Source organism: Thiomicrorhabdus cannonii, from assembly GCF_013391695.1.
Classification (GTDB): Bacteria; Pseudomonadota; Gammaproteobacteria; order Thiomicrospirales; family Thiomicrospiraceae; genus Thiomicrorhabdus; species Thiomicrorhabdus cannonii.
Window position 1 is genome coordinate 154,803 of the sequence record NZ_JACBGH010000005.1, and the last position, 17,635, is coordinate 172,437.

Here is a 17,635-nt window from a genome sequence, read left to right on the forward strand (position 1 = left end):
CGCCAGGACGGCGCCAACAAGGAACAGAAAACGAGGTAATCGAAACTCTGGAATTAAACGGCTTCGAACAGTCCGGCCAGGCGGTTTTTTTGCACCTGATCCGCCGCAAACAGGCGGCCGTTCATGCACAGATAAACCCCCGGTTTGGCGAGCTGCACCGCCATGAGTGCCGCCCCGACATTAAAAGACGCATCGGATTCTCCCAATTTGAATGGGCGCATGGCACCGGTAAACACAATGGTTTTGTCTTTGAGGTTGGGGTTGCCCAACAAGACCTGCGCGCTTTGCACCATGGTATCGGTGCCGTGGGTAATCACTATATGACTGTGGCGCGAATCCTGACAGGCCTGGTTGATTACGGCACGGTCGGCGTCATCCATATGCAGACTGTCCTTCTGCATCAGCACATCCAGCTCAATTGGCAGCGTGCAACGCGCCTGTGCCAGCAAACCGTCGAGATGGGAGGGCGGGAAGACCAGCTCGCCACTCACCGCATCGTAGTCCTTATCAAGGGTGCCGCCGGTGATAAACAGCTGGATTTCGCGGGGTAGTTGGGGAACAAAGGCGCTCATAGCTAGACTCGACACACTCTCGGCGGATTTAAGGACGACGCAACACCCCGGTGACAATCCCGAGGATTTCAATCTGTTCGTTTTTCAGGATGATCGGCTCCATCTCCGGATTGGCCGGTTGCAGACGCACGCCGCCTTTTTCGATGTAGAACTTCTTCATGGTGACCTCTTCATTATTGATGCGCACCACCACCGATTCGCCGTTTTCCGCCGACGAACGGCGCTCGATAATGACAATATCGCCATCCTGAATATTCTCATCAAGCATCGAGTTGCCTTTGACACGCAACGCAAAGGTCTCTTTTTTGACGTAGGCGGAAGGAATCGCCACGGTGTCGTAATCGAGTTCCATCTGAATCGGCTCGCCGGCCGATGTCCAGCCCAACAGCGGAATCTCCACTAAATCATCATCCAGCCACTCCAGCATATCGGTCGGATGCAGCTGCAGTTTTTGATTGCGGGTGGGAATCAGGTAAGCGACATTGGACATAACACCTCCAGGGAAATTCGATGCGATTGCGGATAGCAATTAAGGTAGCACTTTTTTAAAGGGTTTCACAATGACTTTTTCATAAACGCCGGCGGCCAGATAAGGGTCGGCATTGGCCCATTCTTGCGCCAATTCCAGCGATTTGAACTCAGCTACAATCAAGCTGCCGCTAAAACCTGCCTCTCCGGGTTCAAGCAAATCAACCGCCGGATTAGGCCCCGCCAGTACCAAACGGCCCGAATCGGCCAACGCCTTTAAGCGGGCAATGTGCGCCGGACGCGCTTCGACACGCAATGGCAGACTATTGGGAACGTCAAATGCAAAAATCGAATACAACATAATGATTCTGTCCTTGTTGTGTTAGGGGCGCTCTTGAGAAGAAACGCTCTTTTGCTCCACCGGATTCATCGGCAACTCTTCGCCGCCGTCGGCCAATTTAGCCCCCTCGGCTTCCGAATCCGACTCCTGGATATAACGGCTGATATAGAAACCTTGCAGAATAATAAACACCACTGTTAAGCCCATCAGGCCAAACAGTTTGAAATCGACCCAGATATCGGTGCTGTAATTAAACGCCACATACAGGTTCAGCACCCCCGCCAGCACAAAAAAGGCGATCCACATCATGCTCAAACGCGTCCAGATGGGATGCGGCAAATGCACTGCCTGGCCCATCATGCGCTCGATGATCGGCTTCTCGCCGATGAAATGACTGCCCAAAAACACCAGTGCAAAGCCCCAGTTGACAATGGTCGGCTTCCATTTGATGAAATTCTCATCCTGCAATATCAGGGTGAGCCCACCCAGCACCAGAATCAGTGCCAGGGTGATAATGTGCATCTTCTCCACACGTTTATCTTTCGCATAAACATAGGCGACTTGCGCAATGGTCGCCACAATAATCACGGCGGTCGCTACATAGATGTCGTACATCTTGTAGGCAATGAAAAACAGTACAACGGGAAAAAGATCAAATAATAATTTCATATCAATGGGTTACACGGTAAAGGTCAATGTATTCTCGGCAAAATCCCTGCTCAATCACTCGGCTTAAAGATTTTGCGCGTATAATGAAGCCAAATTCTAGCGGTGTTTGCCTTGGATTGAAAGCAAATCCGGCAATTTAAGCCTTGTAACCAAAGTAGTTCTCATGAAAGTCGATTTTCATTGTCACACCCAGGCCTCCGATGGCGCCTTGTCGCCTCGCGCGCTCATCGACCTGGCCAAGCAGTATGCCGTGACTCATCTTGCCATCACCGACCACGACACCACCCGCGGTTACGAACAGGCACTGGATTATGCGGGTGCGCAGGGCATCCAGCTTTTTAGCGGCGTAGAAGCCTCCTGCGAATGGGAAGGGCACAGCATCCACATTGTCGGCCTCGATTTCGACATCAACAATGCCGCGCTGCAACAGGGACTGCAACACATCCGTGACCTGCGCTGGCAACGCGCCCAGGCCATTTTGGAAAAGCTCCTTGAAAAACCGAACTTCAACCATCTGGACCTGCCCGACCTGTTACAGCAACAGGTCGGGCAGGGCGTGGTCGGCCGCGGCCATTTTGCGCAAATACTGATAGAACAGCATTACGTTAAAAACTCGCAACAAGCCTTTGATAAATATCTTAAAAAAGGGCGCATCGGTTACGTTAAAAGCCAATGGCCGGCACTCCAACAGGTGGTGGAATGGATTACCGGAGCAGGCGGCGTCGCGGTGATCGCGCACCCGGGCATTTACGGTTTTACCAGCCGTAAACTCAACCGCCTCATCGAAAGTTTTATTGAAGCCGGCGGACAGGGGATTGAGGTTGTCAATCAGTCACGCCACAGTGCCGATATTACCGGCATGGCCGAACGCGCCAAACGTTACGGTTTGCTGGCTTCGCTGGGTTCCGACTTCCACAGACCGGAACAGCACTGGCGCGGCCTGGGTTGGCTGGCTCCCTTGCCGGCGCACTGCGAACCCGTCTGGCAGGCATTCAAAACGCCGCTGCAACCGAGTCTGCCGTCATCCGTCACTTGACGGCTAATCGCAGTTTCTGCCTGTAAGCCAATACAACACCGGCAACAGGCAAGTGTTATAATATCCGGCAAATCAACGCTTTTCCTCTATTCACAATTCAGCCAAGGCCTTACCGTGAGCAAAGAGTGTCAATACATTTCCGTACACCCCGACAACCCGCAACCGCGTTTACTGCAACAGGTCGTCGATATTCTGCAGCAGGACGGCGTTATCGCCTATCCGACGGAATCGGGTTACGCCCTGGGCTGCCTGCTGGACAATGCCGAGGGAGCCAAACGTATCCGCACCATCCGCCGCTTGGATGAAAACCACGAGCTGACGCTAATGTGCCGCGATTTGAGCAATCTGTCGGAATACGCCAAGGTCGGCAACTCGCAGTTCCGCTACCTGAAAAGCCATCTGCCCGGCGCCTACACCTTTATACTGCCGGCCAGCCGGGAAGTCCCCAGACGCCTGCAGAGCCCAAAACGCAAAACCATCGGCTTGCGCGTCACCCCCAACACGGTCACCAACGCTCTATTGGCCTATCTGGACAAACCGCTGCTGACCGCCAGCCTGATTTTGCCGGGAGAGGAGCTGCCGATGACCGATGGCTGGAGCATTCGCGAAGAGCTGGATCACGCCTTGGATGCGGTGTTGGATGGCGGCTACAGCGGCCATGAACCAACGACCATTATCGACTTTACCGAGGATGAACCGATACTGGTTCGCCAAGGGCAGGGGGTCTTTAGCGAATGAATGAACTGACGCTCATTCAGAAAATCGCAGTATGGGCCTTGCCGGTGATTTTTGCCATTACCGTCCACGAAGTGGCGCACGGCTGGGCAGCCTCCAAACTGGGCGACCAAACCGCACGCATGCTCGGCCGTTTGACGCTCAATCCGATTAAACACATTGATCCGTTGGGCACCATTGTTGTTCCGGTCGTCCTGTTGGTTTTGGGCGGTTTTGTGTTTGGCTGGGCCAAGGCGGTACCGGTTGACGCCCGCAATTTCAAACATCCGCGCCGCGATATGGCATGGGTGGCCATGGCCGGCCCCGGCTCCAATCTCATTATGGCGATTCTCTGGGCGGCGGTTGCCAAAATCGGCATGCTGTTGCAACTATCCCAACCGGAGATCGGCGTATTTTTAATATACAGCGGTCTGGCCGGCATCAGTATCAACCTGATATTGCTGGTGCTGAATTTACTGCCGATCCCGCCGCTTGACGGCAGCCATGTGGTTTCAGCCATTTTGCCGCCGGCACTGGCGTGGCAATACAACCGCATCGCCCCGTTCGGCTTTTTTATTATTCTAGGCTTATTGCTGCTGGGCTTGCTCGGCCCCATTCTGAGCGGCCCGTACAGCTTCTTCCAACAATTCATTTACGATTTTATCGGGCTCTAAAGCCTCAACACAGAAACGAGATAGACGATGGAAACCATTCCCGGAGAAAAACTCCAAAAAATTCTGGCCCGTGCCGGCTTCGGTTCACGCCGCGCGGTTGAAACCCTGATCAGCGAAGGCAAGGTCAAGGTCAACGGTCGCGTGGCGCAGCTGGGCGAGCGTGCCACAGAGAACGATCTGATCAAGGTCAACGACCAGCCGGTCAAAGCCACGCGTCTGGCCAAGCAGCCGACACAGGTCATTCTTTACAACAAACCCGAAGGTTTGGTCTGTTCCCGCAAGGATGAAAAAGGCCGTGAAACCATTTTTGATCAGCTGCCGCGCATTATCAACAGCCGCTGGGTCAGCATCGGCCGCCTGGACATCAACACCAGCGGTCTGTTGATTTTGACCAATAACGGCGAGCTCGCCAACCGTTTGATGCACCCGTCTTACGAGGTGGAGCGCGAATATCTGGTGCGTGTTTTCGGCGAAGTGCCCGACAGCATCATCAAACAACTCAAAGAGGGCATTATGCTCGAAGACGGTCCGGCCAAATTCGATAAAATCAGCCGCCTGCCCGGTGAAGAGGGAACGATGAACAGCTGGTTCCGCGTGGTCATTAAAGAGGGGCGCAACCGCGAGGTGCGTCGCATGTGGGAATCGCAGGGCGTGCAGGTCAACCGTCTGCAGCGCATCCGTTATGGCGAATTTCAGTTGCCGCGCAACCTGCGTAAAGGTAAGACTGAATCTTTGACGTGGAAGCAGATCAACCAGCTGCTTAAGCGTGTCGATTTACCGGAGGAAGCGCGTCCCGATCTGCGTCCGCATACCACTGAAAAAACGAGGCCGGTGAAAAACTCGCGCAACGCACAACGCGCCATTAGCGGCAAGCAAAAGCGTACGATCCACGATTTGAACGACTTTAAAGGCAAGTAACGCCTTCAAAATCAGAGAAAAGGCATTCTGAAAAACCCAACAGGCCGGGTCTTTCAGAATGCGCTTGCAATCACTTAATTCTTTTGCCCATCAACAGACGCTTCTTCGGTTTTGAGAATTTCCAGATTTTCCAGCCAAAGAATTTCATCGGCGTGATCGCCATTATCCATAAAGGTGGTAGAGGTCTTCCAATACCAAGCATCCTTTTTACTTTTAACATCGACCAGAAGACCATTGATCTGAATAATATCTCCGGTGCGCACCGATTTAAGCTGCATGGTAATTTCTTCGGTTGATGGAATAATATGGATATTGGCCATATTAAATCTAGCCTCGAGTTTTTTAACCGGCATACCTTCACTATGCCACGAGAACCAGCGCATATTCTGTCTGAACGTGAATTTGTCAACAATCGCCTGATCCGACATCATTTTCCAGCCCATTGCTAAATCCACCGGCGAAACGTCGGAACCACGATCAAAATAATAAGGCTCCTGCGAAAGTACCTTACCTCTCATGTCTAAATCGGCTTTGGGGATCAATTCATGCTCTTTATAAGTAAAGGCATCACTGTAAGTGATTGGAGATAACGTCGGAACAGCATCCGCTTCCACGCCCGGTTCAAGCTTAACCACATCCGCCGGTTTTAAATAAAAATCCCACGCAAAATAGGCTGCAACTAACAATACAATCAGCTTTTTCATACAATATCCAAATCACTTACGAGTGTTTCAACACTCACTTTTACCAAGACCATAGTAAAATTACCACACTGCCCACCATCTTGCCAGTCATGCGCCACAATGAATCACCAAGACTTCATCGCCCAAAGCGATTATTTGAAAATCTACACTGACGGCGGCTACGAAGCACGGCAGGATAAAGGCGGGTGGGGCGTGGTGTTTACCAACCAGACGGCTGAGCAAATCACACTGCACGGGCATGCCAGCCAGACTTCCAGCCTGGAGATGGAACTGACCGCCGCCGTTAAAGCGTTGGAATGGCTGGCACAAACTCCCTATCCGCAACAGATCGATCTGTTTACCGACTCCAAAATTCTGATCGAAGGCCTTGGCGGCAAGATTGCGCGCTATCGCCGACAGAACTGGCTTCATCTTTCCGGCAGGCCGGTCGCGTCGCGTCTGCTATGGGAAAAACTCGAGCTGCTGACGCAACAGATGCGGATTAACGTGCATTGGATTAAAGGCCATGCGCGTCATGCCGGCAACCTTCAGGCCGACCAACTGGCACGCCAAGCCAGATTAAAAGAGCATGTCGCACTTTAATAATGCGGCGGCGGACTCTCTTGACTGGGATCACGCACCGATTCTTCGCGCAGGGTTTTCAAATATTCGGACAACAATTTCAACTGCCGCTGCAGGGTTTGAATCTCCTGATGCTGCTGCGCCACGGTTTTCTGTAGCGCCTCCAAGGTGTCGTCCTGAAAGGCTTGGACAATTTCAATCTGCTGTAAACGTTCTTGTATATCGGTATTCATTGGATGCGTTCTTTGGTTGAATGAATTTTAAAGCGGCATCTGTGCCTGTAACCAGGCCGACTCGCCCGCCAGGCTCAGCTGCACGCGATCCGCCACCGGCGGCAACAGCGTGATGCAGGTTTCACGCAACTCATCGCGACGGAAATAGTGGCAGCGCCAAACCGCTTCCTGCTGCAGCAATCCGCTGCGTTTCAGACGGTTTTCAAGCGACGCGACACTGGCGATTTTCAAACCGTTAATGGCCACAATCTCGTCCCCGGCAGAAAGCCCCGCCAGATAGGCGGCCTGATCATGCCAGACGTGCGTGATTTTTACGGTTTGATGCTCGGTATCGACCACATTCACGCCAAGATGGCGGCTTAAGGCGGCCGCTTCAGAACAACCGCCTTTATCGCCAAGCGATACCGGCGCTCTTAAATTGAAATCGATATTTTCCTCCGCAAACCAACTCTCGAACGGCAAATCTTCCGTGCCGTAGAGGTAGCGATTAAAGAAATCGTCTAAATTCAAGCCGCTGATCCGGGCACACAGCTTTTCAATCTCAAACTCCTGCAATCCGCGCCCTGTCTGACCGTAATGCTGCCATAGATGCAACAGCACATCATCCAGCGACTTGGCGCCCAATGTCTGTTGGCGGATTTTCAAATCAAGTGCCACTGCAATCAGACTGCCTTTGGTGTAATAGCTGATAATCGCATTCGGGGCGTTTTCATCCTGCTGATAGAACTTGGTCCAACTGTGCCAGCTTGATTGCGCCACCGACTGTTTGAAACGCCCCGGCATGCGATACACGCGTGTCATCTGCTCGGCTAACAACTTGAGGTAGCGGTTTTGATCAATCAAACCGGCGCGCAGCAGAATCAAGGCATCGTAATAAGAGGTCACTCCTTCAAACCACCATAACTGATTGGTAAAGGCCGGTTCCAACAAGTCGGATTGCTGAATCACCGCTGGCTGAATGCGCTTGACGTTCCAGAGATGGAAATATTCGTGGCTGCAGAGTTCCAGAAACTGCAGATAGGCGTCGGTCGCTTCCTGCATGCCGGGATAGGGGAGGTCGTCACGACTGCACATCAACGCCGTGGAATTGCGATGCTCCAATCCGCCATAATCGTTGCCGGTCACCATCACCTGAAAAACATATTGCTCAATCACCGCCGGCTCGCCGAACAGACGAATTTCGGTTTCGCAGATTTTGATCAGATCTTGTTTCAGACGCTCGAAATCGCATTCGAACAGGCCGGTCAACACCATCTTGTGGGGGATGCCACACGCCTCGAAACGAATCTCGTGAAAATTGCCAAGCTCAAAGGGATAATCAATCAACTCGTCGTAGCTTTGCGCACCGTAACGGCCAAAACCGTCCTTATCCACTGCCAACGCCGGCATACCGGTGGCCACGCGCCACTGCTGCTTAAGACTATGTGCGCTGTGCTGCAAATCAAAGGTGCAGGCGGCATCACGTTGGCTCTGAACCGCCAGAAAAACCGACGTGCCGTTGAAAAAGGCGTGCGACGCATCAAAGTGCGCGCCGCGTACCGACAAATCCCACGCATAAACCTGATAACGGATTTCAACCGCCTCGCCGCTGGAGGCGAACTGCCAGCGCGACTTGTCCAACGCCTGCAATTCAACCGGCTCGCCCTTAAGCGTGGCGGCACGAGGCGCAATCAGATGTTTCGAAAAATCCCGAATCAGATAACTTCCCGGAATCCAGTTGGGCAAATACACCACCTCACAAGGCGTTTGAGGCTTTTCAATACGCAGGCTCACTTCATACAAATGACCCGCCGGATCCTGCGGAACGAGTGTGTAATGGAGTTCTGCGCGCTTCATGTGATTTCCTTTTTAGGTTGATACGTGGGTCTTTTGAACATTGAAAAAACAGCCATTCATTATAGTAAAAAGGAATGACGCAAGCGCGCTAAAAAAACCGCTACCCGGCCTGTTGAGTTTTATTTTCGGTGAAAAATCGGATTTGAAAAAGAGGCCATGCAACGTTGCGGAAAGTGTGAGATTTAACCCTCAAGCGTTTATAATACGCCTTTATCTATTTTTACGTAAAAAGGAACGCCTTGTGATCCGCACTCGATTTGCCCCCAGCCCGACAGGTTACCTCCACATCGGAGGGGTGAGAACCGCACTGTTTTCATGGTTGTACGCCAAAAAACTTGGCGGTGAATTCATTCTCAGAATCGAAGACACCGATCTGGAACGCTCAACCGAAGAGTCGGTAAATGCCATTCTGGAAGGCATGAGCTGGCTGGAGCTGGATTACGACCAGGGTCCTTTTTACCAAACCCACCGTTTTGAGCGTTATAAAGAGGTGATTGATCAACTTCTTGCCAACGGCCACGCCTATTATTGCTATGCCACTCCGGAAGAGCTGGACGAAATGCGCGAAGCGCAAAAAGCGGCAGGCGAAAAACCGCGCTACGACGGGCGTTTCCGTAATTTTGACGGCACTCCACCCGCAGGCGTTCAACCGGTTATCCGCTTTAAAAACCCGACTGACGGCGAAGTCGTGATTGAAGACATGGTCAAAGGCCGTGTGGTGATTGCCAACAAGGAGCTGGATGACCTCGTCATCGCGCGTTCCGACGGCACTCCGACCTACAATCTGACCGTGGTGGTCGACGATTGGGATATGGGCGTGACCCACGTTATCCGCGGGGATGACCACCTTAACAACACGCCACGCCAGATCAATCTTTACAAAGCGATGGGCGCGCCGCTGCCTAAGTTCGCCCATATTCCGATGGTATTGGGCGAAGACGGCAGCCGTCTGTCTAAGCGCCACGGCGCGGTCAGCGTGCTGCAGTATAAAGAGCAGGGCTTCTTGCCCGAAGCTTTGCTGAACTATCTGGTGCGTTTGGGCTGGTCGCATGGCGATCAGGAGATTTTCAGCATTGACGAAATGATCGAGCATTTTGACTTGAACAACGTCAACAGCGCGCCATCCACTTTTAACGCTGGCAAACTGCTATGGATCAACGAGCAGCATTTTAAAGTGGCTAAAAAAGAACACCTGTCACGCCATCTGGCTCCCTTTATGGCAGAGTTGGGTTGCGATCTGTCACAAGGGCCGGATCTGGCGAACGTTGCCCACCTGTTGCGCGACCGTGCCAAAACCTTTATGGAGATGGCCCAGGCGGCGGTCTATTTCTATCAGGACTTTGAGAGCTTTGAAGAAGGCGCCGCCAAAAAACATTTGCGTCTGGTGGCGGCCGAACCGCTGCAACTCTTATTGAATAAACTGGAAGCAGTGCAGGAATGGCAGGCGGAACCGATTCACGCAGCCATCAACGCCGCTGCAGAAGAGCTAGGCGTCGGCATGGGCAAAGTCGGAATGCCTTTACGCGTTGCCATTACCGGAGGCGGACAGTCACCGGCCATTGACGCAACGGCGGAACTGATCGGCAAACCGCGTTGTATCGCTCGCCTGCAAATGGCTTTGACTTATATTGCGGCGCGTGGAGAAGGGGAGTAAGCCCTTTCTCCGATAGACAATTAAGTTACACAAAGGCCGTTTTAAACGGCCTTTTGACTTTTTTAGGCACGGCAAATCAAGAAGTTAAGCAAGGCGTCATCAAACCCTCAAAAAAATATCAAAAAACTCGCATATTTTTTCTTGTAAACGCTTGACCAAAGCCGCTTTATCTATATAATACGCCACATCAACTCGAGGGGGCTATAGCTCAGCTGGGAGAGCGCTACAATGGCATTGTAGAGGCCGGCGGTTCGATCCCGCCTAGCTCCACCAAAGTTGAAAAGTACCGTTTTAAAGTCAACAAAACGTGCTTGGATTGAGAAAATCAATCAACAATTTGTCCCGTTCGTCTAGAGGCCTAGGACACGGCCCTTTCACGGCTGTAACAGGGGTTCGACTCCCCTACGGGACGCCATTGCGGGAATAGCTCAGTTGGTAGAGCACAACCTTGCCAAGGTTGGGGTCGCGAGTTCGAGTCTCGTTTCCCGCTCCAAATTCCTATTGAATGATCTGAGTCTTCTAAATCATTCAATCAAGTTAGTGAACAGCTAACTTTACAATCCGAAATTTAATCGGATTTTTCCTAAGGTTAAGGCGGAACGATGGAGTGTATAAATAATACACGACTGAGTGACAACGCAAAGGTTAGGAAAAAATCCGGTTTAAATTTGTCCCGTTCGTCTAGAGGCCTAGGACACGGCCCTTTCACGGCTGTAACAGGGGTTCGACTCCCCTACGGGACGCCATTGCGGGAATAGCTCAGTTGGTAGAGCACAACCTTGCCAAGGTTGGGGTCGCGAGTTCGAGTCTCGTTTCCCGCTCCAAATTCCTATTGAATGACAAGAACGCTTATATGCAAATTCTGTCGTTTAATTTTTTAAATTTGGCACCAACACCAAATTTAAAACCGGTTTCGATTTGATTTTTCTTAAGGTCAAGGCGGAGAGAGGAAGTGTATAGGTTATACACGACCGAACGACAACGCAGAGATTAAGAAAAAGCATTCGAAATGCGTTCAAAATTTGTCCCGTTCGTCTAGAGGCCTAGGACACGGCCCTTTCACGGCTGTAACAGGGGTTCGACTCCCCTACGGGACGCCATACTTAAAAGCCCACTTTATTGTGGGCTTTTTTATTTCTAGCCTTTCAATTTGCTCACTGCTACACTAAATCCCAACGCAACGCGTTTCCCTACCTACAACGTCGTAGTTTTCCATTCAAAAAATTAACCCATATCATGCAACTTTCTCACAATTGCAACATCCACTTGCAGTTGCTTGGATACAATGTGGGTTTAAAACCCTTCAAAATGGAGTATGTAGATGGCACAAGCAGACATTGGTTTGATCGGCCTGGCCGTAATGGGGCAGAACCTGGTTCTCAATATGGCGGATCACGGTTTTAGCGTAGCGGTCTACAACCGCAGCCGCGACAAAACAGACGAATTCCTCGCTGGCGAAGCCGCAAACAAGAGCATTATCGCCACCTACTCGTTGGAAGAACTGGTTAACAGCCTGCAAACACCCCGTAAAGTAATGCTGATGGTCAAGGCGGGAGAGGTGGTCGACGCCTTTATCGAGCAGCTTGTGCCGCTACTGTCGCCAGGCGACATTATTATCGATGGGGGCAACTCGCTTTATACCGACTCGACCCGCAGAACCGCAGAACTCAAGGAAAAAGGCCTCCTCTTCATCGGCACCGGTGTTTCCGGTGGCGAGGAGGGCGCGCGCCACGGTCCGTCGATTATGCCTGGCGGTAATCCTGAGGCGTGGCATGCCGTTAAACCGATCTTTCAGTCGATTGCCGCCAAGGCCGGCAATGATCCTTGTTGCGACTGGGTAGGTGATGCAGGCGCCGGTCATTATGTCAAGATGGTACACAATGGCATCGAATACGGCGATATGCAACTGATTTCCGAGGCCTATCAGCTGATGCGTGAAGGCCTCGGCCTGAGTGCCGATGAGTGCCATGCGGTCTTTGCAGAATGGAACAAAGGCGTACTGGACTCCTATCTGATCGAGATCACGGCCGACATCCTCACTTTCAAAGATGAAGATGGCGAGCCGCTGATCGACAAAATCCTCGATGCCGCCGGTCAAAAGGGAACGGGCAAATGGACGGGGATCAGCTCTCTGGAAATGGGTATTCCACTGACCCTGATTACCGAATCGGTCTATGCACGCTGCCTTTCCGCACTCAAAGACGAGCGCATTGCGGCCGCGAAAATCTACCCCCACAAACCCAATACCATGACCGCAAACAAAGCCGTGATGCTCCAGGCGATTCATGACGCTTTATATGCCTCGAAGATCATCTCCTACACCCAAGGCTATATGCTGATGCGCGAAGCCGCTAAAAACTTTGGCTGGCAGCTGAATTTCGGCGGTATCGCGCTGATGTGGCGCGGCGGCTGTATTATCCGCAGCACCTTTCTGGGAGAGATCAAACGCGCCTTTGACGAACAACCCGGCCTGCTCAATTTATTGCAGGACAGTTTCTTCGAACACGCCATCAAGCAGGCGGAAGCCAATTGGCGCAAAGCCCTTATTTTTGCCATCGAACAAGGCATTCCGACACCGGCTCTCAGTTCCGCACTGGCCTTTTTCGACGGTTATCGCTGTGCCAACGGCTCAGCGAATATGCTTCAGGCACAGCGCGACTATTTTGGTGCCCACACTTATGAACGCATTGACGCCCCCCGAGGCCATCGTTTCCATACCGACTGGATTCAATCCGGCGGCAACGTCAGCTCCACCAGTTACGAGGTGTAAGTCATGAGCGAAACTACCGCTTGCACCTATGTGATTTTCGGCGCGACGGGCAACCTGTCACTCACCAAACTCATGCCGGCCTTTTACCACCTCGAAACCGAAGGGCGCCTGGCTCCCGGGATGAAAATCATCGCGATCGGGCGCCGTGAGTGGGACGACGCGCAATGGCTGGAAACGGTCGAAGAATCGGTCAGCAAAGCTGCCAGAGGCGGGCTGGAAGGCGGTGCGTTTGCTCGCTTTTCGGAACGCATGCGCTACTTCAAAATGGACACGGGAGAAAGCCAAAGTTATGAAGCCTTAAATGACTTCATTAAAACCAACGGCTTCTCAAACAACATCGCCTTTTATCTGTCGATGAGCCCCTCTGATTTCGGCGTGGTCATCAAAAATCTCGGCGACACCCGGCTTTTGGACGAATCCAACGGCTGGAAAAGGGTGGTGCTGGAAAAACCTTTCGGCTACGACATGGAGTCCGCCAAGGCCTTGCAACATCAGCTGAACCGTTACCTGCAGGAAGAGCAGACCTATCGCATCGACCACTACCTGGGCAAAGGCATGGTGCAGAACCTGATGGTGTTCCGTTTTGCGAATATTCTGATGGAACCGCTGTGGAACCGTAATTACATTGACCACATCCAGATCACCCACGCCGAAGACCGCGCGGTGGGAACCCGCGCCGGCTATTATGACCACAGCGGCGCGATGCGCGACATGATTCAAAGCCATCTGTTACAGCTCTTGGCCCTGATCGCCATGGAGCCGCCGGCGTCGATGGATGCCGAAGCACTGCGTGACGAAAAGGTCAAATTGCTAAAATCCATCCGCCCGATCAACCGCAAGAACGCCAGCGCTCAATCTTTCCGCGCCCAATATGCGGAAGGCGAAATCAACGGCAAAACGGTTAAGGCCTATTTGGACGAACCCGGCGTCGCGCCCGACAGCGTCACCGAAACCTATGCGGCCTTGAAACTCTATATCGACAACTGGCGTTGGGAAGGGGTGCCGTTTTACCTGCAAACCGGCAAAAACATGCCGAAAACGCAAACCCTGATCTCCATTTGTTTCAAACATCCGCCGCAGCAGTTTTTCAAAGCCACTCAGGTCAAGAAGATCGAGCCAAACTGGATTGTTTTCAGCATTCAGCCCGAAGAACACATCAAGGTAGAAATGACCGCCAAACAGCCCGGTCTCGAAATCAATACCCGCCAGATCAGTCTGGACGCCAGCCTGTGTCACAGCGGCGGCGGTTTCCACAACGATGCCTACGAAGAACTGTTGCTGGACGTCATCAAAGGCGACCGTTCGCTGTTTTTGCGCTATGACGAGGTCAAAGCGGCGTGGAATGTGGTGGATCCGGTCATCCAAACCTGGGCGTCCAATACCGGTTTTATCGAAACCTATGCTGCCGGCACCTGGGGACCCAAGGATTCCGACAAGCTGTTTGACCAGCCCGGCCAAGGGTGGCGCTACCATATTGAACCGGTCAAGAAGGGCACTTGTGAGTAAGTCGGCTGCCTTACCCGCGAATTGGCGGCTTTTCGCCACCGCAGACGAAGTGGCGGAGTTTGCTGTTTCCCGAATGATCGCTTGCGCAAATGAGGCGATTCAAAAACGCAATGCCTTTCATCTGGTGACAGCCGGCGGTACCACACCGATGAGCATCTACACAAAATTAGCCGCACTGCAGCACGCCACCGACTGGCATAAATGGCACATTTATATGGGCGATGAACGCTGCCTGCCTGCGGAGCATGCCGAGCGCAACAGTTTGGCGATTGCCGAGGCGTGGCTTAATCAGAGCCCCATTCCGAACCCACAAATACATTATATGGCGGCCGAGAAAGGGGCGCTGCAAGCGGCCAAGGAATATGCTCCGCTTGTTAGAAACAGGCAATTTGACATGGTCCTGCTCGGCATGGGTGAGGACGGCCATACCGCCAGCCTCTTTCCCGGTCACGATCACAGTCAGGAAGCCAAAGACGCGATTACCGGACGCTGGGTGCAGTGTGAATTTAATTCGCCCAAACCGCCGGCTGAACGAGTGACCCTCTCTGCAGAAAGTCTCTCCAACTGCCGACACCTGTTAAAACTGATTACCGGCAAGGGCAAACGGCAGGCCGTGACAAAATGGCTGGCAGGCGAAACCCTGCCGATCAGCGAGATCAACGGTGCACAAACCTCAGTGCTTCTGAGCCAGGAGAGCCTGCCGGAATAACATGCTGCCATCGCGGCAAATCAAGACAAAAGGGGTGGCCTGTTGAGTTTTTCAACTTAGATTTTGGTGATGCTCGCCGACTCCACATTCTGAATGCGTTCGATATTATCCAATACATCCCCCAGTTGGGTGCCCGACTCGATTTCAAGCGTCAGCTTCATCGTGACCGTGCGTTCCTGGCTATCGGTATGGGTTTGCGAATCGATCAGGTTGATATCCATATCGGTCAAAGCGCCCATCACATCGCGCAGCAAACCTTTGCGGTCAAAGGCGCTGATAGACAATTCCGCGGTAAAGCCTTGCGGCTCCTGCTCGACATAGCTCCAGGAAACCTCAATCAAACGACGCAGATCTTCGTGCGACAAGTTGAGAATATTCGGACAATCGCTGCGATGCACTGTAATCCCGCGACCGCGGGTGACGAACCCGACAATATCATCGCCTTTTTGCGGCTGGCAGCAGGGCGCCAAATGCGTCCTCAACTGCGATGCGCCGACCACATACACCGGTTTATCGCCCGCAACCGCTTCTTGTTTGGGAGGCTGGATTACAGGCGGCTTGGAGGCAAAACTCTTTTGTTGCGGTTTGATGCGATCCTGAATCGCAGCGGCCAATTGACGCTCGTTGATCTGCCCTTTGCCGATCGCCTCGAACAGTTCATTTTCGTCAAGTACCCTGAAGCGTTCCAGCACATCAGACGCCTTGACCGTATGCGCGTGCAAGCGTTTGATTTCGCGGGAGAACACGTTTTCACCGGCCTGGATATTTTGCGCCCGATTCTGTTTGTTAAACCAGTTTTTAACCTTATTGCGTGCACTGCTGCTATTGAGGTAACCGAGGTTGGGGTTCAACCAGTTGCGGCTCGGCGTGCCGTTCTTCGTCGACAAGATTTCCACCTTGTCGCCGGTTTTCAGCTGCGTGGACAGGGGTTGTATGCGGCCGTTGATCTTGGCGCCGCGACAGCCATGCCCCAGTTCGGTATGGATACTGTAAGCAAAATCGAGCGGCGTTGAACCCTGGCGCAAAGTGATAATGTCATTGGTCGGCGTCAGCACATATATATGCTGGCTCTGCAGTTCGGTGCTGATCTCCTTGAAAACGTCCGGATCATCGCTGTTTTCCAGCATCTGACGGACATTGGCGATGCTTTTCTCAAGATTCTTATCAATCCCTTTAGCGCCTTCTTTGTAGAGCCAATGCGCCGCGACACCAAACTCGGCGTAGTGATGCATATCGAAGGTGCGAATCTGGATTTCGACCGTTTTGCCTTCAGGTCCGATAATCACCGTATGAATAGACTGATAGCCGTTATCCTTGGGCGTGGTGATATAGTCGTCGAATTCGTCTTTAATGTAATTCCAATGGCTATGGATCAGCCCCAGAACCTCATAGCAGTCACGCACCGTATCCACATAAATGCGCACGGCGCGCAGATCATATAGCTCATCGATCGGCAACTGCTTGCGGCGCATTTTCTTCCAGATGCTGTAAATGTGCTTGGGCCTGCCGCTGATTTTGGCCTTGATGTGCTGCGAATCCAGCAAGGTTTTCAGAATATCGATCACCGATGCGATATAGGCTTCGCGCCCGCCGCGCTTGGAATCCAGCTGGCTGGCAATATCTTTATATTCCTCGGGATAGAGGTAACGGAAGGAGAGGTCTTCCAGCTCCCATTTGAGCTGGGCGATCCCCAAACGATTGGCCAGAGGAGAAAAAATCAGCTGCGTCTCTTCCGAAATCTGCTTGCGTACCGCCGGTTCCTCGAATTTCAGATGACGCAAACGTGCAACGCGATACGCCAGCTTGACGATCATAATGCGGATGTCAGTCGTCATCGCCAGCAACATCTGACGAAGGCGCTCGTGCTGCACATCCGAACGGTTGGAAACATCCAGTTCTTTAAACTGATTTAAACGGCGAATCCCCTTGACCAGCTCGGCCGAGGCATGCCCAAAATACTTTTCGATATAGGCATCATCGTAGAAATCCTCTACATTCGCATCGCTCAGCAGGGTGGCCACCAAGGTGTCGGCATCCACTTTTACCGCCGAAAGAATCAGGGCGACATCCACACTTCTGACAAAACTCTTTTCAGGCAAACTCTGCGCTTCTATGGCGATTTTGCAGGCCAGCTGGCATCTTTCCAACTGCGTTCCGCTGAGTGCGTCTGCCTTAAAAAGTTGATTAAAAAGTTCGGATGGTTGAGTCATGTAACGTCTTTTTCGGAGTTAACGGGCTAAGTTCAAACCCGTATTTTATAACCTTATGCAA

At 52.3% G+C, this 17,635-nt stretch carries 17 protein-coding genes and 6 tRNA genes; 15 read left to right on the forward strand and 8 right to left on the reverse strand.

Annotation, left to right across the window (positions count from 1 at the left end):
* Positions 1-53: 53 nt before the first annotated feature.
* Genes HZ297_RS07640 through HZ297_RS07655 form a run of 4 tightly spaced genes read right to left on the reverse strand, consistent with a single transcriptional unit; the run spans position 54 to position 2,049 of the window.
* On the reverse strand, positions 54-572 hold the full coding sequence (locus HZ297_RS07640) for an asparaginase domain-containing protein (protein WP_178862404.1): 519 nt from the start codon (positions 570-572) through the stop codon (positions 54-56).
* Positions 573-600: 28 nt separating this feature from the next.
* Positions 601-1,062, reverse strand: coding sequence for a transcriptional repressor LexA (lexA, locus tag HZ297_RS07645; protein WP_178862405.1), 462 nt, complete (start codon positions 1,060-1,062; stop codon positions 601-603).
* A gap of 39 nt (positions 1,063-1,101) precedes the next feature.
* Entirely contained in the window at positions 1,102-1,401 is a 300-nt protein-coding gene (locus HZ297_RS07650) for a YciI family protein (RefSeq protein WP_178862406.1), read from the reverse strand.
* Positions 1,402-1,422: 21 nt separating this feature from the next.
* Complete coding sequence (locus HZ297_RS07655) at positions 1,423-2,049, reverse strand: septation protein A (RefSeq protein WP_178862407.1); 627 nt, start codon at positions 2,047-2,049, stop codon at positions 1,423-1,425.
* 163 nt (positions 2,050-2,212) lie between these two features.
* Here HZ297_RS07655 and HZ297_RS07660 point away from each other — a divergent pair, with 163 nt between their 5' ends.
* The 4 genes from HZ297_RS07660 (at position 2,213) to rluB (ending at position 5,391) form a co-directional block, all read left to right on the forward strand.
* Entirely contained in the window at positions 2,213-3,085 is an 873-nt protein-coding gene (locus tag HZ297_RS07660; protein WP_178862408.1) for a PHP domain-containing protein, read from the forward strand.
* 114 nt (positions 3,086-3,199) lie between these two features.
* Positions 3,200-3,823 carry an L-threonylcarbamoyladenylate synthase gene (locus HZ297_RS07665; protein ID WP_178862409.1) on the forward strand — a complete coding sequence of 208 codons (624 nt, stop codon included), beginning with the start codon at positions 3,200-3,202 and terminating at the stop codon, positions 3,821-3,823.
* Positions 3,820-4,473, forward strand: coding sequence for a site-2 protease family protein (locus HZ297_RS07670; protein ID WP_178862410.1), 654 nt, complete (start codon positions 3,820-3,822; stop codon positions 4,471-4,473). The genes HZ297_RS07665 and HZ297_RS07670 overlap by 4 nt, the downstream gene beginning before the upstream one ends.
* A 27-nt stretch (positions 4,474-4,500) precedes the next feature.
* Complete coding sequence (gene rluB, locus HZ297_RS07675; protein ID WP_178862411.1) at positions 4,501-5,391, forward strand: 23S rRNA pseudouridine(2605) synthase RluB; 891 nt, start codon at positions 4,501-4,503, stop codon at positions 5,389-5,391.
* A 74-nt stretch (positions 5,392-5,465) separates the two neighbouring features.
* On the opposite strand, the gene HZ297_RS07680 is transcribed toward rluB, so the two are convergent.
* Positions 5,466-6,095, reverse strand: coding sequence for a hypothetical protein (locus HZ297_RS07680; protein WP_178862412.1), 630 nt, complete (start codon positions 6,093-6,095; stop codon positions 5,466-5,468).
* 99 nt (positions 6,096-6,194) lie between these two features.
* On the opposite strand from HZ297_RS07680, the gene HZ297_RS07685 reads away from it, so the two are divergent.
* Positions 6,195-6,677 (forward strand): ribonuclease H family protein, encoded by a 483-nt coding sequence (locus HZ297_RS07685; protein ID WP_178862413.1) that lies wholly within the window; start codon positions 6,195-6,197, stop codon positions 6,675-6,677.
* On the opposite strand, the gene HZ297_RS07690 is transcribed toward HZ297_RS07685, so the two are convergent.
* Both HZ297_RS07690 and HZ297_RS07695 read right to left on the reverse strand, forming a co-directional pair.
* The gene (locus tag HZ297_RS07690) at positions 6,674-6,889 is read right to left on the reverse strand and encodes a SlyX family protein (protein ID WP_178862414.1); all 216 of its coding nucleotides are present in this window, start codon (positions 6,887-6,889) and stop codon (positions 6,674-6,676) included. The genes HZ297_RS07685 and HZ297_RS07690 overlap by 4 nt on opposite strands.
* Positions 6,890-6,916: 27 nt before the next feature.
* Positions 6,917-8,725, reverse strand: a complete 1,809-nt coding sequence (locus HZ297_RS07695; RefSeq protein WP_178862415.1) for a M61 family metallopeptidase — start codon at positions 8,723-8,725, stop codon at positions 6,917-6,919.
* A 241-nt stretch (positions 8,726-8,966) separates the two neighbouring features.
* On the opposite strand from HZ297_RS07695, the gene gltX reads away from it, so the two are divergent.
* The 10 genes from gltX to pgl all read left to right on the forward strand — a co-directional run bounded on the left by gltX (position 8,967) and on the right by pgl (position 15,364).
* The gene (gene gltX, locus HZ297_RS07700; protein ID WP_178862416.1) at positions 8,967-10,379 is read left to right on the forward strand and encodes a glutamate--tRNA ligase; all 1,413 of its coding nucleotides are present in this window, start codon (positions 8,967-8,969) and stop codon (positions 10,377-10,379) included.
* Positions 10,380-10,576: 197 nt separating this feature from the next.
* Positions 10,577-10,652: transfer RNA gene (locus HZ297_RS07705), tRNA-Ala, on the forward strand.
* Between the two features lie 66 nt (positions 10,653-10,718).
* Positions 10,719-10,794 (forward strand) — tRNA-Glu (locus HZ297_RS07710).
* A 2-nt stretch (positions 10,795-10,796) separates the two neighbouring features.
* A tRNA-Gly gene (locus HZ297_RS07715) sits at positions 10,797-10,872 on the forward strand.
* A 177-nt stretch (positions 10,873-11,049) separates the two neighbouring features.
* Positions 11,050-11,125: transfer RNA gene (locus HZ297_RS07720), tRNA-Glu, on the forward strand.
* 2 nt (positions 11,126-11,127) lie between these two features.
* Positions 11,128-11,203 (forward strand) — tRNA-Gly (locus HZ297_RS07725).
* Positions 11,204-11,403: 200 nt separating this feature from the next.
* Positions 11,404-11,479 (forward strand) — tRNA-Glu (locus tag HZ297_RS07730).
* 221 nt (positions 11,480-11,700) lie between these two features.
* A complete protein-coding gene (gene gnd / locus HZ297_RS07735) occupies positions 11,701-13,149 on the forward strand; it encodes a decarboxylating NADP(+)-dependent phosphogluconate dehydrogenase (RefSeq protein WP_178862417.1) in 1,449 nt (482 codons plus the stop codon).
* A 3-nt stretch (positions 13,150-13,152) separates the two neighbouring features.
* Positions 13,153-14,655 (forward strand): glucose-6-phosphate dehydrogenase, encoded by a 1,503-nt coding sequence (zwf, locus tag HZ297_RS07740; protein ID WP_178862418.1) that lies wholly within the window; start codon positions 13,153-13,155, stop codon positions 14,653-14,655.
* Positions 14,648-15,364 carry a 6-phosphogluconolactonase gene (gene pgl, locus HZ297_RS07745; RefSeq protein WP_343034782.1) on the forward strand — a complete coding sequence of 239 codons (717 nt, stop codon included), beginning with the start codon at positions 14,648-14,650 and terminating at the stop codon, positions 15,362-15,364. Before zwf ends, pgl begins: the two co-directional genes overlap by 8 nt.
* Before the next feature lie 56 nt (positions 15,365-15,420).
* Here the strand turns inward: pgl and HZ297_RS07750 are convergent, their stop codons facing one another.
* Complete coding sequence (locus tag HZ297_RS07750; protein ID WP_178862420.1) at positions 15,421-17,574, reverse strand: RelA/SpoT family protein; 2,154 nt, start codon at positions 17,572-17,574, stop codon at positions 15,421-15,423.
* Positions 17,575-17,635: the final 61 nt, after the last annotated feature.